Here is a 15,323-nt window from a genome sequence, read left to right on the forward strand (position 1 = left end):
TGGGTGGGGGTTGCCCTGGTGTCAGTGGAGGGTGCTCATCACGTGCTTGATGCGGGTATATTCCTCGACGCTGTAGGCGGAGAGGTCTTTGCCGTATCCGGAGTACTTGAATCCCCCGTGGGGCATTTCGGCGACCAGTGGGATGTGGCAGTTCACCCATACCGCGCCGAAGTCCAGTGCCCGGGTGAGTCGTTCGACGGTGCCGTGGTCGCGGGTCCACACGCTCGACGCCAGGCCGTAGTGCACGTCGTTGGCGTAGTCGACGGCCTGGGACTCGTTGATGAAGGACTGCACGGTCAGCACCGGCCCGAAGGTCTCCTGCTGCACGATCTCGTCGTGCTGACCGACGCCGGTGATGATGGTGGGTTCGAGGAAGTAGCCCTGGTCTCCCACACGTTTGCCGCCGGTGACGATCCGGGCGTGCGACGGCAACGCATCGAGTTTGTCGGTGACCGTGGTGAAGTGGTCGATATTGTTCAACGGGCCGTAGTAGGCATTCGGGTCCTCGGGCAGTCCCGGCCGTAGGGTCTCCGCCTTTTTCACCAGCGACTCGACAAGTTGATCGTGGACGGAGTGGTGGACCAGGACCCGGGCTGCGGCGGTGCAGTCCTGTCCGGCGTTGAAGAAGGCCGCTTCGGCGATGCCGGCGGCCGCCTTGTCGATGTCGGCGTCGGCGAACACCACCGCCGGCGCGTTGCCGCCGAGTTCGAGGTGTACACGTTTGACCTGCTCCGCCGCCGCGGCCGCGACGGCGATCCCGGCCCGCACCGAGCCGGTGATCGAGACCATGCCGAGAGCGGGACGTGACACCAGTGCCGCGCCCGTGGTGCTGTCGCCGAGTACTACGTTGAACACCCCGTCGGGCAGAATGTTCTTGCTCAGCCGGGCGAGAACCAGGGTGCTTTCGGGGGTGGTGTCGCTCGGTTTGAGGACGACGGTGTTACCGGCGGCCAGGGCGGGTCCGATCTTCCAGATCGCCATCATGAACGGGTAGTTCCACGGCGTCACCTGCCCGACGACCCCGATCGGTTCGCGCCGCACGTAGGAGGTGTATCCCTCCATGTACTCCCCGGCGGCTTTTCCCTCGAGCAATCTGGCCGCGCCGGCGAAGAAGCGCAGCTGGTCGGCGGCCACTGCAACTTCCTCGGTGGCGATGACCGCTCGCGGCTGACCGGTGTTGCGGCACTGCGCTTCGACGATGTCATCGCTGTGTGCCTCGATCGCGTCGGCCAGTTTCAACAGCACCGTCTGCCGGAAGGCCGGGGTGGTCTTGCCCCAGGTGACAAACGCTCGTGACGCGGCGGCGACCGCCGCCTCGACATCCTCGCGAGTCGAGACCGGTGCTCGGCCCACCACGCGCTCGTCGACCGGGTTGACCAGGTCCAAGGCCTCTTGGGACACCGAGGCCACGAACAAGCCATCGACGTAGTTGCGCAACAGCGCGATCGGCATGATTTCCTCTCAGAGTTGTGCGGTGGTGACAGCGGGCGCGGTCGGTGCGTTGTGCACCAGCGCCCGGCCGACGTCTTCGGCGGCTCGCTGCCCCGCGCTCACCGCGCCGTCGATGTAGCCCTGGTTGACGGTGGCGGTCTCGGTGCCGGCCCAGTGAACGCGTCCCACCGGTTGCCGATCGGCATCGGTGTACTGGGTGATCACGCCAGGCGGACGGGAGCTCACGCAACCGCTGATCCACGGTTCGTGCGTCCAATCCTTCTCCAGGTAAGCCCGCGGCTGGGCTGCCTCGGGCCCGAACAGTGTCTGCAAGTCGGCCAGGAACGTCGCACGACGCACTTCGGGGTTGTCGAGGATCTCGTCGCTCCAGTGCAGGCCGTGCCCGGATCCGGCGGTGCCGAGAAAGGTGAGGAGGATTCCGACGCTGCCGTCGGGCGGCGAATTGTCGACGACGTAGTTGGCGACCCGCAGATCGGTGATCGCCTGGCCGTTGAATCCCTGGTCACGCCAGAAAGGTCGGTCATAGATCGCGAACAGTTTGCTTTCGGTGCCGTTGCACCAACGGCGCTGGAGCATGGCCCGGCGGGTAGGCAGATCCGGCGCGAACCGGATGCGGTTGGCATCCGAGGGCGCCATAGCGACGATCGCTTGTTCCGCGCGAACATCGACACGCGCGGAGGACACCGTCACCCCGGTACTGTCCTGCGTGATCCGCGAGACCGGCGAGTCGAGCACGACCTGTCCGGGCAGGGCGTCGGCCATGCGCAGCGAGATCAGCTGGGTGCCTCCTACTACGCGGGATTCCTGAGCGCCGCCGGTGATGTTGACCAGATGGTCGATCCCGCCGCAGCCGGCGATGCGGGTCAGCTGCACCAGCAGCGAGGTGCTGTGGAGGTCTTCACCGTCGGTGACGGTGAAGGCCAGTTTGAACAGCAGCCGAACTTCCTTGGTGAAGGAGTTCGCGTCGACCCACCGGCCGAAGGTGATGCTGTCCCAGTGACGAGCCTCAGGTGCCTTCCACGGGGCGTCGAGCGGGACGGTTTTCGCCATCCGCTCGAGGCGCAGCTGCAACTGCGCGAAGTCGGCCAGGACCATCGGGTTCAGCGGCGGGATCGTGCCCTTGTAGAGCTTCTTCTTTCCTTTACGCAGGTAGATCGACTTGCCCTCGACGTAGGTCTTGAACGTGTCGAGGCCGAGTTCGTCCAGCAGCGCCAGCACGTGCTCTTGGCCGGGTCCGACCCACTGCCCGCCGCCCTCGGTGATCACACCGGGAACGACATCGAGGTTGAAAGTGCGTCCGCCGACCCGGTCGTCGGCTTCGACAACGACGACAGAATGTCCGGCTTGGTGGAGTCGACGGGCTGCGGTGAGGCCCGATACTCCGGCACCGACTACAACGACGTCGGCTGTCAATTGCTCGCTCATGGTGTGACTCCTTTGTCGGTCGAAAGAGTGAAGTGCGCCGGAGCCAGGGCGGTCCGGCGGATTCTTGTCAGCGGACGCGGCGGTCGAGCTGGTCGGCGAGGCCGGCGCGGGTGTCGGTGGTCTTGTTCATCGCGTTCCTCCGGATCGCCCTGTGGCAGTGGTGCGTCGGCGACGCTGTCTGGGCTTCGTGGTGGTGCAGTGCTTGTCGACATGCGCGGCGATGTGTTCGACGATCACGTCGGCCAGCGAGTCCGGGATGTGGTGGCCCATCCCCGCGATGACGAGGTGGCGGGAGTCGGGAATGGCGGCCGCGGTCGCCTCGCCCCCCGAGGGGTCGACGAGGGGGTCCCGTTCGCCGTTGACGACGAGTGTGGGTACGCGAATCGTGCGCAGCTCGGCGGTGCGGTCGCCGGACGCCAGGATGGCTTGTAGCTGGCGTTGCATTCCGGCGGGGCCGTCACCGGCTGTTCTGTCCCATTGGACGGCTGCGTGCTCGGCCTCGGCGAGTTCATCGATGGGGTACCCGGCACCCGCCAAGTTGGCGGTCAGGCGCAGGTGCGCTTTGATCGCCTGCGGTTTCGTCCGCGGCGACTGCGTGGCGAGGATGAAGGTCGTCTTCATCGATGCTCGCCCGACCGCAGGGTGGCCCGTCGTTGAGTAGACCGAAATCAATGATGCTGCGTACGTGGGGAATTCGGCGGCGACCTGCTGCGCGATCATGCCGCCCATCGATCGCCCGACCAGATGAACGGGACCGATGCCGAGGTGCTCGATCAGGTACGCGCAATCGGTGGCGCAGTCGGTGAGGGTGTAGGCATCCGATCGTGGGCGCGACGAGACCAGCCGGAGGACCCCCGGGGCGGGATCGGAGACGAAGGTCGACCGACCGCTGTCCCGATTGTCCACCCGGATGACGAGGAAACCGCGGGAAACGAGCGCGGTCACGAAGTGCTGGGACCACATGGTCAGGTCTTCACCGAGGCCACCGATGAGCAGGACCGCGGGTCGACCCGGCCGACCGTCGACGCGATAGCAGACCCGGATGCCGTTGGGCAGAAGTGTGAACTGGTCCGTGCTCGCCTCGGGCCGCTCAGACATTGCCGGATTCCTGTGCGGCTCCGGCCAGTTCCCCGCGAGTGGATGAGCCGCCGGCGAAGGGCTGGTCGGTACTGGCGCTGAGGTGCAGGCTGTCGTCGAACAGCGCGCCCCGCAGCAGTTTGGCGTCTTCGGGGTAGGACAGTCCCATCCGCCAGGGCAGTTCGGTTCCTTGCCGGGGCACGGTGTGCTGGGAACGCAGTACGTACCCGGCGCTGATGTCGAGCACGGGCTTGGTCTGCATGCCGAGCTCGGCGACCGCGATCGCGGTGTCGTAGCCGTGGCTGTCCATGTGCGCGAGCAGGTCACAGAAGTAGCGACACAAGAGGCTGATCTTCAGCGTCCACGACGATGTCGTGTATCCGACCGCGATCGCCCAGTTCGGCACGCCGGAGAGCAGCATTCCGCGGTAGGCGATCGTTTCGGCGAGGTCGACCGGAGTGCCGTCGACTCGCAGGTCCATGCCCCCGAACAGCTGCAGGTTCAGGCCGGTCGCGGTGACGATGACGTCGGCGGGCAGCTCGCGACCGGATTCGAGCAAGATGCCATCCGGGGTGAATCGCTCGATCTTGTCGGTAACGACCGAGGCGACGCCGTTGCGGATCGATGCGAAGAAGTCGCCGTCGGGTGCCAGGCACAGCCGCTGGTCCCACGGATCGTAGGGCGGGTTGAAATGGGTGTCGACGTCGAAACCCTGTGGCAGCAGGCGCTTGTTGACCCGGCGGATCAGCGCACGCCCGGCCCTGGGGAACATGCGCAGGCCCTTCACGACCCCGCGGTCGAGCCAGATGTTCTTGAACCGTGTCAGTGCGTATCCGCGCTGTTCCCCGAACAGCTTGGTCAGTGCCAGCGCCAGCGAATCCACCCGGGGCATCGACATCACATACGTCGGGGTGCGCTGCAGCATGGTCACGTGCTCGGCCGCGCCCGGGCCCGTGGCCATCGACGGAACGAGCGTGATCGCGGTGGCGCCGCTACCGATCACCACCACCTTCTTGCCGGCGTAGTCGTAGTCCTCGGGCCAGTGCTGGGGATGGAGGATGTCGCCGCCGAAGTCGTCGCGTCCCTCGAAGTGCGGAGTGAAACCTTCGTCGTAGCGGTAGTAGCCGGTCGCAGCAAAGACCCAGTTCGCCTTGATCTGCTGGTGGGTGACCGAGTCGGTGCCATTGTCGATCCGGACCCGCAGCGTCCAGGCCGCCTCGGTGGTGGACCAGTCGGCCGAGGTCACTCGGTGCCGGAACCGGATCAGCTGCTCGAGGCCGTTCTCCTGCACGGTTTCGCGCAGGTAGTCGCGAATGAGTGGCGCGTCCGCGATCGCGGCCCTGTCCTTCCACGGCTTGAATTCGAAGCCGAAGGTGTGCAGATCCGAATCAGATCGAATACCGGGGTAGCGGAAAAGATCCCACGTACCACCGATATTGTCGCGTCCTTCCAGCACAACGACACGCTTGGTCGGGAATGCTTTCGTGACGTAGCGGGCGGCGCCGATTCCCGAGATTCCGGCACCGATGATCACGATGTCGAACTCTTCGTTGACGATCGACGTGTTCATCACATTCACCCCATTTTCCGTTGGTTAGGCGTTAACCCACTCTCGCCTCGGCGCTATGTCGCCGAATACAGCGCCGTGCCCCACCTGTGGCCTCGACCGGTGCACAGTGCACACCTGTCGGTCTGTGCGTGTTGGTCTCGCCGGACGGAACCCGGGATGAGCTACCGCCGAGTCGTTGGACACGGCCCAGCAGAACCAGCCGAGCGGCGGTGGCGCGGTGTGTCGCATCGGTGATGGATGAGGGTGCAACGACGTGTCCCCCGGCACACCGAAGCGCCGGGCCGGGATCCACGTCAGGCTTTCATGAATTCAGCGCATCGCAGCCGGCAACCGAGTTCACGATTTCACCGGCCGAACTCGAAAGGCTCGCAACGCCGACCGTTTTCAGCTCCGGGCGTAACCCGTCAACGGTCATCGCGCAGCTGCAGATACATCAGCGCCGCGACCACACTGGTCGCATTCTCGACCAGCGGCATCGGCAACATCCGATCGACGCGCGCCAATCGGCGCTCGATGGTGTTGCGGTGGGTGAACAGTCGCTCGGCGGTGCTGGTGGCGTTGAAACGCTCTTGCACGTAGGCCAGGGCTGTCTCCCGCAGCAGGGTGTCGGCGGTCGCGAATTCGCCGAGCGTATCGGTGACGAACTGTTCGGCTTGGGTCATGTCGGCGGACAGGGCCGCGACGAGTTGGATGTCCTCGTACCGGACGACCCGGCGGGCCGAACCCAGCCGTGCCAGGACTCGCTGCGCGGTGGCCGCATCCAGGTGGGTGCGGCGAAAGCCCTCGATGTCCCGTCCTGGCCGGCCCACCGCCACTCGTACCCCGGGCAATCCCTCCAGCTCCGGTTGCAGCACGGAGGTCGGCGGGACTTGATCGGTGGGAATCCACAACCAGAGCGCATTCGTGCTCGCCACCAATGTCAAACGCCGTCCGGCGCCGCAGGCCCGCATCACATGCTCGGCTGCTGCCTCGAGCGCCTCGGAGCGTTCGCTGGAGTCCACCCAGACGATGGCTGCCACATGGGTGCCGGTGAGGGCGTAGCCCAACCGCGCCTCAGCGCGCGCACGGCTGATAGGTGCGCCTTCGACCAGCAGCTGCGCGGTGGCGTGCCGTTCGGCGTTGGCACTGCGAGCGAGATCGGTGCGTTCGGCTTCGACATATTCGGCCAGAGCTGCCATCGAGTCATCGACGAAGGTGATGATCGAGTAGCCCGACACCTGCAAGGTCTCGCGCAGCAGTTCGTGATCACTGGTAGCGGCGAAACACTCGTCGGTCCACCGGCGCCACGCGACCCACTGGGCGGCACGCCACGATCCCAGGTCGCTGGTGTCCAGACCTCGCCGCACGAGGTCACGGGCGAATCTCAGGGTCTCGGGATCCTCGAACACTGGTACCCGTCGACCGGGATGGTGGATGGTCCCGGTGAGCCAATGGATGAGGTAGGCCTTGTGCATTCGCCGGTCCCCCGCAGCGAGCACCGGATCGTCGACGACGAACTGGTACTGGGTGCCGAGCTGGGAGGCGGCGAACACCTCGTCGACGAAGTCCTCGGTGGTGGGCAGGATCCGTTCGGCAACGGCGCGCATCAACGCGCACGTCCGCTCGCTTGGCACCGGCCACAGTTCCTCCATGGGTGCACTGTTCACCATCGATGGCTCGATTGCATCCGACTCTCCGAGAACCGCCACGACGACCTCACTACCTCCCGCCGTGGCTGTGATCGGCAACGGCGCAGAGTGGGGCTCGAAGCACTCAGCCCCCGACGGCGGCCCCGCCGGGGAGGAGGAGTTGGCGCAGGGCGTGGCCGGCGGCCAGGTCGGCGAGTGCGTCGGCTGCTTCCGACAACGGCCTACGGGCGGAGATCATCGACGCCAGATCGAGACGCCCCGCCATCATCTCGTCCACCAGTTCCGGGATGTCGCGGTGGGGAATGGATGAGCCGTAGTTGCAGCCGAGGATGCGCTGGTCGGCTTCGGCGAGCGCGAGTGGATCGAAGGTCGCGTATTCGCCCTGAGCGGGAAGGCCGACGATCACCGCCGAGCCGCCGAGCCCGAGTGCGGCGATCGCCTGCTCGGTGGTGCGGATCTTGCCGATCGCGTCGAACACATAGTCGTAGCCCTCGGGTACGGCCGACCGGAGCGCGGCGACCACGTCGGGCACCGCGGCGGCGTCGACGGTGTCGGTCGCTCCCAGCGTGACGGCCAGTTCGAGCTTGTCGGCCACTACGTCGACCGCGACGATGCGGGTTGCTCCCGCGAGTCTCGCGCCCTGGATGCACGCCAGACCGACTCCACCACAACCGATCACGGCGACCGTGGACTCCGGCCTGACCGCCGCGGTGTTGCGGACCGCACCGACACCGGTAGCGATGGCGCAGCCGATGATCGCGACGTCTTCGAGTGGGGCATCGTCGCGAATCTTGATGGCGCCGGACACCGGGACCACCACTTCCTCGGCGAACGAGGACACTCCGAGATAGTGGTGAATGCGGCCGGTCGCGTCCGACAAGCGGGTCGTACCGTCGTAGAGCACCCCGCCGGGCGCGACGATCGAGGCCACCAGTGCGCACTGCGCGGGTCGCCCAGCGCGGCATGTGCGGCAGTCCCCGCAGCCGGGCACCCACGACAGCACGACATGGTCGCCGATCTCGAGGTCATCGACCCCTTCACCGACCACGGTCACGATCCCGGATCCTTCGTGCCCCAGGACAACCGGCTGCGGCACCTCCCAAGCACCGGCGGTGACGTGCAGGTCGGAGTGACAGACCCCGGCCGCGACGATCCGGACCTGCACTTCGCCGGGTCCCGGGGGTGCCAGATCGACGTCCTTGAGCGTGATCGTGCCGCCGTCGTCGAGGACGACGGCGCGGATCGGAGTCGGCTGGGAGGTGGTGGTGTCGCGAGTAGGCATGCGGTGGTTCCTGATTCGTTGAGCTGTAGGGGGCGCGCCGCCACCTGGGCACTGCCGTGGCGACCCGTCGAACGTGGCTTGTCAGAGGCCCAGGCGATCAGCGATCTCGTGGGCATCGGCCATCCACAGGCCCGGCGATCCGACGGGGTACTGCGAGCGAAACCCGAGTAGTTTCTGCACCCGCACCGACAGTCCGCGGATCGTTTCTCGGTCGATCAGCAGCGCATGCGCCTCCTCCGGAGTCAGAAAAGACGCCTGGACGGCGATGCTCACTGCCCGTCTGCACTGGTCGTGGGTCTGATTTGCGCCGCCCCCGTGCAACACCTTTCCGGAGAAATACAAGGCGTCACCTGCGCTCATCTCGGCTGCTACAGTTTCCGCGGGATCTCCGCGCAGACCGAAATCGTCGGCCAGATGAGTCCCCGGCAGCACTCGGGTCGCGCCGTTGGCGTCGGTGGAATCGGTCAGCGCGACAAGGAGATTGGCGCACACTTCGGGTGCGTTCCTGCCCATGGCGGCGAAGGCTGGATAGTTCTCGTTGTCGCGATGCAGGAACTGGGCCCGGTTACCGGGACCGATCTGAATGACCTGACCGGTCGAGAGCCACCAGTCCCCCAGATGATCGCGGAATGTTCCCTCGCCCAGGGCATGCAGGAGATCATCATCGAGGATCTCCCGGCGAAACGTCGGACTCTGCGCGACCAGTCCGGTCATCCGTTTGGTGTTGGCGCCGTGAAACTCCTGCATGATCGGGTTCCGATGCTGCGACCCCGCCGAAACATCGCCCAGAGCGGGGTCGAGTTCGGCGTTGAACCGGCGGACCTGATCGGCCGACAAGAATTCGCTGATGATCACCGCCCCGTCCTCGGCCACGATCTGCAAGATTTCATGCACGTCGGTCGACCGCGGTACCTTACGCACGAGCCGTGACTGGCCATCTGCCATTGATGCCATGGTTTCACCTTCGTCTCGACTGAATGGACTCACCCAGCGCTATCAGGTCGGATGTTGTTGTTCACCACAGAGCTCCGTCTCAGACGCGGGTTCCTGGGATATCCGCGGTTCGTTGCCGCTGGTGTAATGCCACTCTGCCTGCGGCGGTGTGTGTCCACCACGACGCGGTGCCCATGGATGCGCCGGGGACTGGTGCACGCTGCACACCTTGTCGCCGATTGTCCGATCGCAACCCGGTGCCGGCCTGGGGTGCCGCAACGCGGCGCGTGTGTTGCGCAGCCGCCGGGCCGCTGCAAGAGGCGAATCCGAGACTCGGACTCGAGGGGCCCGGTGGACGGTGTGCAGAGTGTCGCAGTCGGCGCGACATGTGGTTGCACGTCGGCGTATCGGGCGTCCCGCAAGCCAGCCACTGTGGAAGCCGCACGAGATCACGGTCACACTCAAGGAGGCGCGACGATGCGCGAGGCATTATTCGCAGCGGCGGACATCTGGATGATCGCCATCGGACTCATCTGCGGCGTGAAATTCATTCGGGGACATCACAACTATCTGATCGGCCTCGAATGGATCATCATGGGAATGTCGGGGACGAATTTCCTGATCTACGGCTTGACGATGGCGGGTCCCGATTCCCCGATGTTCCACATCGCCTTCTTCCTCGACGCATTCTCGCGCTCGATCGGGTTCACGCTGATCCTGGTCCTCGGATTGCTGGTCGTCACCCACGGCTACAAGCCCACAACCCGGGTCGAGGTGAGCGCCTTCGCCCTCGCCGCCGTTCTCGGGTTCTGCCTCTCCGAATACGCCCGGGAGATCGGTACCCCCGGCAAGGCATTCCTCCTGATCACCGCGCTCGCGACGTCCGGCTTCCTGTGCTACTTCGCAGGGAGGCTCTGGGAAATCGGCGAGCGCGCCCACGCCGGGGCGGTGGCTGCCGTTACCGCATTGAACGTGGTCGTCGCCGCGATCTACGACTTCTGGCGGATCCCCGGCGACGACGCCAACCACACCCTCTTCTACACCCTCGCATTGTTCACCTGGGGCCTGGCGATGCTCGTCGTCTACCGGTCCTACACCGCCTTTGCTACCCACAACAGCCGGGTCGGCGCAGGCATCGACCCCGTCGGCACCTCCCCGGTCCACTGAGCTGAAGTCACGGCGTAGTCGAGGAAGTAGGCCTCGCGGGCGCGGGTGGATTCAGGGACCTGGTCGGCGGCGCCCATGAAAGCGGTGGATTCGCTTGCGAATGACCGAGGACGAGTCGGTCGAGATGGTTCTCGACCTCGCCGCGGCCGGAGTCGTCCTGCTCGAGCTCTCCGGCAGCAACGGGCAGGACCACCCGCACCGGCAGAAGTTGCAGCGCCAGTAAGTCGCGGCAAAACGGGGGCCTTGCCAACGACGAGTTGAGTGAGCGTTGATCGGTTGGCAACGGGCGCAGGACGTCGGGGCAGTCACCGCAGACGCCCCCGTGGCCGGTCGACCGGTTCCTCGTCGCCGAAGCGGTTGAACAGCAGCTCGTGGAGGGCGTGCGCCGGCGTCATCCGGCCCGCGCGGATCTGTGTCCGCAGCGCGGCACGTTTGCAGGCACAGTCCTCGGCGGAGCACAGCTTGTGCTTCTGGGTGAGTTCATGGGCACGATCGGCGGACAACGGACGCGTGGGAGCGCGGTGCGGGAGGTCCGCGCGTACATCGGACACCGAGATTCCTTGCACGTCTCGCGACCACCACAGGTTCAGTGCGACAAGGACGGCGATCACGGCTGCGAGAGCGGCTGCGACGACGAGGGCGGTCATTGCTTGCTCGCCGGTGCGACGCAATCCAGAATCGCCCGGGTTACTATGGCTCCGGACGGCAGCTTCGCTGTCGGCGGCTCAACCCAGTACCGCAGATTCTCGTGCCACTCTGTGGGCGCAGGGAGCGCGATCTGTGTTCCGGAGCGAGACAGGGATACCTGGTGACGGAACAGCTGTGCGCAAGTGACGCGGTCGGTCGGCGCGTTGCCGGTCACCAGCAGGGTCCAGCGCCTGGAACGGGGGTGCGAGATCACCGGGCCGAGGCCGATCTGCTTGGCGTGCAGGTGATCGCGGACCCTGGTCGCTAGTTCGGCGGGCAACGTCATTCCCGCCAGGCGACTGTTGGCGACGACAATGAGCCGCCGCAGGTCCTCCTGGACGTGCGCATCGATCCCGTGCGCGCGGTAGAACTCGCAGTGTGCTCGCAAGGCTTCTTCCGGTGCCGCCGATGAGGACTGCTGGGTGTCCGCAGATACAGACGTCATGGCTTGGCTCCCTCAACTACCCAGTGCGACAGGCGAGCCGGCGGCGCGCGACCAACCTCTGGCCACGGCCAGTGCCCGACCCAATGACCATGGGCGGGCCACCGAGACCGGATATGGGTCCGGCTCGGCCGCTGTCCGGATCGGAATCCAGGGCATCTCGGCGGGATCGCACAGCTCCAGCATTCGGACCGTCTCATTGAGAGTCAGCCCGATCGGCCGCACCAACGCTTCGAGCTCACGCCACCTCGGATCAGCTGCGGGAAGTGGCAATACCTCGCTGATCGTGTCGGCGAGGACGACCAACGCCAGCGCCTGATCGGCGGTGAAGATTCGACCGCGAAGCGGCGGACAACTCCACTGCCCCGCACCGACGACGACCGCGCACACCGTCGATCTGTCGGTCCGAATCCCCTTGCAGTCCATCTCGACGGTCATCTCGGCCCGTCCCCTCCGCGATGTGGCTTCATGAGGCACACGGTCGGCGCCCCTGAGTGGACTATGCCACTTCATCGGCTAGTGGCATAGGCCACTTTGCCGATGATTGGAAAATTTCCGGAGAGCGAGATCAGAGGGTGATCGGATACTCCTGGCGGAACGTCCACGTCGACTGCGGGTAGACAGCCTCGTCGACCTGCAGCGGAACTTCACCCGGGCCATAGGCGACGAGCCAATAGACCAGGACGGCCGATCCGTGGTCGAGCCGGAGATAGTCCGCCTCGGCTTCCGTGGCGATGCGGGCGCTGACCTGATCGCGGGCGAATGACGCACGCAGCCCGACCGTTTCAGCCAGATACCGAAGCGTCCCGCCCCGGATTCGCTCCGGGGTCAGCAAGGCCGGGGCCGACTCGGCGAGATCGGCAGCGAACCAGCTTGTAGAGAACTCGATCGGACGGTCGTTGGTGATGAGTCGGCACCGCCGGACGACCTGAGAGTCCGGGTCGATTCCGAGCGAGCGCGCGACATCCGCTGGCGCGTCGACGATACCGACGCTCGGAAAGCTGACACTCTCCGCGTCGCTGTACATCGTGCCCAGCGCGGCCGCACGCTCATACCGCTCGCGAGCACGTGGCGCCGCCGCGACGTCACGCACGATCGTGCCCGACCCAACGCGAGATTCGACGAGGCCTTGCGCACGAAGGACCGCCACTGCGCTGGATGCCGTCGGGCGGGAGACACCCCAGCGTCTGGCCAGTTCCCGCTCCGAGGGAAGTTTGTCGCCGGGGCGCAGATCGCCCCGGACGATCTCGTCGCGCAGAGCGCCGGCGATCTGCTTGTATGGCGCTGCGACCTGCTCGACTTTCGGCACTGCAACTTCCTCTCGTGGGCGGCCTAGTACCCTAGGCCACTAGCCACATTAGCCACTTTTTCGCTCGACGACAGCAGGCAGACTCATGAGGAACGCAGTGGCCTTCGCCGCAGGTGGCGGTGGAGATGCCATCTCCGCCGCCGTCCTGGGGCACGCACTCGCCGATCAGATCACTGTCTCGGCAATCATGAGCTGGTCATGGGATCGGCTTCTCATGGACCCTTCGCCCGGTCCGCGCAGCGCCGCCGACTTCGACGGTCTGGTCGACCGTGGATCCGACCTCTTCGAGGTCGGACCGAACGCCAGCCTGAACACCGGCGGGCTGTCCACTCTCCCCCGGGTCGCCTGCCACACGAATTTGCCGATGCTGCTGGCCGATCCGACGAAGGGAGCCCGAGGACTGAGCCGTCAGCTGGTGCGGGCGGCACAGGTTTTCGACGCAGACATACTTCTGGTGGTCGATGTCGGAGGCGATATCCTGGCAGCCGGCCACGAGCCCGGGCTGCGCAGCCCTCTCGCCGACTCGCTCGCTTTGGCAGCAGCCGTCAAGACTGGAATACCGACCGACGTCCTCGTCACTGGGTTGGGCCTCGACGGCGAGCTCACCGTCGACGAACTCGAGGGTCGGCTTGCTCGACTCGAGGCCACTCCCCTCATCGATCTACAGCCGCAGCACACCACTCAGCTGGACGGTGTATGGCAATGGCACCCATCCGAGGCGAATGCCCTGCTCGCAGTCGCCGCGAACGGCTGGCGCGGACGTGTCGAGTCTCAACGCGAAACCTCGATCGTCGTCGACGACCGGTGCACCACGGTCTTTCGCGTCGACGCGGACCGCCTGGCCGGCGACTCGATCGCCGCGGACCTGGCCACATCCAGAACCCTCGACCATGCCGAACATCTTGTCCGCGTGCGACGGGGCATCAGCGACATCGACATCGAGCGACAGCGGCTCGTTGCGCGGCGCCAGCCACGCACCACGGGCCTCGACGATATCGGTGCCCTCGACCGATACGTTCAGGACGCAGCAGCACGCGGGACCGACGCCCTGACCATCCGTCGCGTTCTCGAACTCACTGATGCGACAAGCCCATCCGGTGCCGATACCTTGCGCAAGGAGCTTCTACGGCGGCGCCCGAACAACTTCCTGCCGCCCCTGTATCTGACCTCGCCCTAGTTCAGGCCAACGCGCTGGCGCGTGGCGGAGACGGCCGATGCCACTCAGCTGGATCGGGCAAGAACAGCGCCGGGGTCAGCCCGCTGTGATCCGGTTGAACGCACCGGTCACCGCCAAGTGATATGTGCTTATTGACGGTCGCGCGGCGCGGTCGTGGTTTCGGTGTCGCGGAGGCGATCCGTGCTGGCGCCCAATGCGGCGGCCGCGGTCCATCCGGCTCGCGCTGTTCATGGGAGTCAGCCTGGTCAGGTTTAGGCGAACACGTTCGACCCAGCTAACAGTTCTGCCGCCCTCGAAGCGTTGCCACGGGGCAGGGTGTGGCGAGACAACGCGGCCGGCCGAAGGGATTCTCGATTGATTCACGCTTGGGACAGTCGCGGCGAATTCGGGCGGTGAGGAGTTCCTAACGCTGCGGTTACCTTCCGCGACTTCAGAGAAACAGCACGTCAATAGCGTATACAGGCATGTCGACCACACTGAATACGCTGGGCCCGGCGCCGGGAAGTCTGCGCGACGTGGTGTATTCCGCGCTCCGCGACGAGATCATGAACGGGCAGATCCGGTTCGGGGAACGCCTGACCGAGCCGAAGGTGTCGGCCAGATTCGGGATCTCACGCACACCGGCGCGGGAAGCATTGGCCAAGTTGTGCGCCGACGGACTGTTGCAGCGCGACGAGGTCGGATACAGCCCGGTGCGGCCCAGCATCACCGGCATCCGTGACCTCTACGAGCTTCGGATCACCCTGGAGCTCGGCGGAATCACGCGCGCCATCACCAACCCCGAGGTCCGCCACGACCGGGAACTGCTCGAGCACGAACGGCAGCGCTGGCTGGACCTCCAGGCCGACCCGCCCGCGCAGGAACCGGGTTTCGTCGTCGTCGACGAGAGCTTCCACGTGGCGTTGCTGACCGCGTCGGGCAATCCCGAACTGGTGTCGGCGCTGACCGCGGTGAACGCCCGGATCCGCCACGTGCGGATGTACGACTTCATGGTCAACAACCGGGTCGAGGTGACCATCGCCGAGCACCTCGCCATTCTCGATGCCGTTCTGGCAGAGGACCTTCCCCACGCGTACGAGCTGTTGCGCCGACACATCGGCGAATCGTTGGACGTCGTCGTCGACCGGGTCACTCGCGCCGTCGTCGCGATGACCCTGGCGGCCGAGTAGGAGTT

General features: G+C 65.9%; 15 protein-coding genes. 4 read left to right on the top strand and 11 right to left on the bottom strand.

The annotated features are described in order from the left end of the window. Positions 1 to 21: 21 nt before the first annotated feature. The 7 genes from AB0L91_RS21105 to AB0L91_RS21135 form a co-directional block, all read right to left on the bottom strand. On the bottom strand, positions 22 to 1,452 hold the full coding sequence (locus AB0L91_RS21105) for an aminobutyraldehyde dehydrogenase (protein WP_365012291.1): 1,431 nt from the start codon (positions 1,450 to 1,452) through the stop codon (positions 22 to 24). 9 nt (positions 1,453 to 1,461) lie between these two features. Next, on the bottom strand, positions 1,462 to 2,877 hold the full coding sequence (locus AB0L91_RS21110) for an NAD(P)/FAD-dependent oxidoreductase (protein ID WP_365012294.1): 1,416 nt from the start codon (positions 2,875 to 2,877) through the stop codon (positions 1,462 to 1,464). Between the two features lie 126 nt (positions 2,878 to 3,003). Beyond that, complete coding sequence (locus AB0L91_RS21115; RefSeq protein WP_357346706.1) at positions 3,004 to 3,975, bottom strand: alpha/beta hydrolase; 972 nt, start codon at positions 3,973 to 3,975, stop codon at positions 3,004 to 3,006. Beyond that, a complete protein-coding gene (locus AB0L91_RS21120) occupies positions 3,968 to 5,524 on the bottom strand; it encodes an NAD(P)/FAD-dependent oxidoreductase (RefSeq protein WP_365012298.1) in 1,557 nt (518 codons plus the stop codon). The genes AB0L91_RS21115 and AB0L91_RS21120 overlap by 8 nt, the downstream gene beginning before the upstream one ends. A 404-nt stretch (positions 5,525 to 5,928) precedes the next feature. Beyond that, the gene (locus AB0L91_RS21125) at positions 5,929 to 7,155 is read right to left on the bottom strand and encodes a helix-turn-helix domain-containing protein (protein ID WP_365012301.1); all 1,227 of its coding nucleotides are present in this window, start codon (positions 7,153 to 7,155) and stop codon (positions 5,929 to 5,931) included. A gap of 121 nt (positions 7,156 to 7,276) precedes the next feature. Continuing rightward, on the bottom strand, positions 7,277 to 8,434 hold the full coding sequence (locus AB0L91_RS21130) for a zinc-binding dehydrogenase (protein ID WP_365012303.1): 1,158 nt from the start codon (positions 8,432 to 8,434) through the stop codon (positions 7,277 to 7,279). Positions 8,435 to 8,515: 81 nt separating this feature from the next. Next, positions 8,516 to 9,388, bottom strand: coding sequence for a phytanoyl-CoA dioxygenase family protein (locus AB0L91_RS21135; RefSeq protein ID WP_365012304.1), 873 nt, complete (start codon positions 9,386 to 9,388; stop codon positions 8,516 to 8,518). 456 nt (positions 9,389 to 9,844) lie between these two features. Between AB0L91_RS21135 and AB0L91_RS21140 the strand changes: the two genes are divergently transcribed. Both AB0L91_RS21140 and AB0L91_RS21145 read left to right on the top strand, forming a co-directional pair. Continuing rightward, complete coding sequence (locus AB0L91_RS21140) at positions 9,845 to 10,534, top strand: transporter (RefSeq protein WP_365013673.1); 690 nt, start codon at positions 9,845 to 9,847, stop codon at positions 10,532 to 10,534. A 100-nt stretch (positions 10,535 to 10,634) separates the two neighbouring features. Beyond that, positions 10,635 to 10,757, top strand: a complete 123-nt coding sequence (locus tag AB0L91_RS21145; RefSeq protein WP_357346701.1) for a hypothetical protein — start codon at positions 10,635 to 10,637, stop codon at positions 10,755 to 10,757. Positions 10,758 to 10,839: 82 nt separating this feature from the next. Here AB0L91_RS21145 and AB0L91_RS21150 read toward each other — a convergent pair whose 3' ends face one another. From AB0L91_RS21150 to AB0L91_RS21165, 4 genes are all read right to left on the bottom strand, one after another. Further along, complete coding sequence (locus AB0L91_RS21150) at positions 10,840 to 11,181, bottom strand: hypothetical protein (protein ID WP_365012306.1); 342 nt, start codon at positions 11,179 to 11,181, stop codon at positions 10,840 to 10,842. Then, entirely contained in the window at positions 11,178 to 11,666 is a 489-nt protein-coding gene (locus tag AB0L91_RS21155; RefSeq protein ID WP_365012309.1) for a DNA-directed RNA polymerase subunit beta, read from the bottom strand. Before AB0L91_RS21155 ends, AB0L91_RS21150 begins: the two co-directional genes overlap by 4 nt. Positions 11,667 to 11,678: 12 nt before the next feature. Continuing rightward, positions 11,679 to 12,101 (bottom strand): hypothetical protein, encoded by a 423-nt coding sequence (locus AB0L91_RS21160; RefSeq protein ID WP_365012311.1) that lies wholly within the window; start codon positions 12,099 to 12,101, stop codon positions 11,679 to 11,681. Between the two features lie 130 nt (positions 12,102 to 12,231). After that, the gene (locus AB0L91_RS21165) at positions 12,232 to 12,972 is read right to left on the bottom strand and encodes a GntR family transcriptional regulator (protein WP_365012314.1); all 741 of its coding nucleotides are present in this window, start codon (positions 12,970 to 12,972) and stop codon (positions 12,232 to 12,234) included. A 97-nt stretch (positions 12,973 to 13,069) separates the two neighbouring features. Here AB0L91_RS21165 and AB0L91_RS21170 point away from each other — a divergent pair, with 97 nt between their 5' ends. Continuing rightward, positions 13,070 to 14,149, top strand: a complete 1,080-nt coding sequence (locus AB0L91_RS21170; RefSeq protein WP_365012317.1) for a DUF1152 domain-containing protein — start codon at positions 13,070 to 13,072, stop codon at positions 14,147 to 14,149. A 464-nt stretch (positions 14,150 to 14,613) separates the two neighbouring features. Beyond that, positions 14,614 to 15,318: a GntR family transcriptional regulator gene (locus AB0L91_RS21175; RefSeq protein WP_357346695.1), complete on the top strand. Its 705-nt coding sequence runs from the start codon at positions 14,614 to 14,616 to the stop codon at positions 15,316 to 15,318. The last annotated feature ends 5 nt before the right edge of the window (positions 15,319 to 15,323 follow it).

The organism is Nocardia sp. NPDC051833, from assembly GCF_040681225.1.
Lineage (GTDB): Bacteria > Actinomycetota > Actinomycetes > Mycobacteriales > Mycobacteriaceae > Nocardia.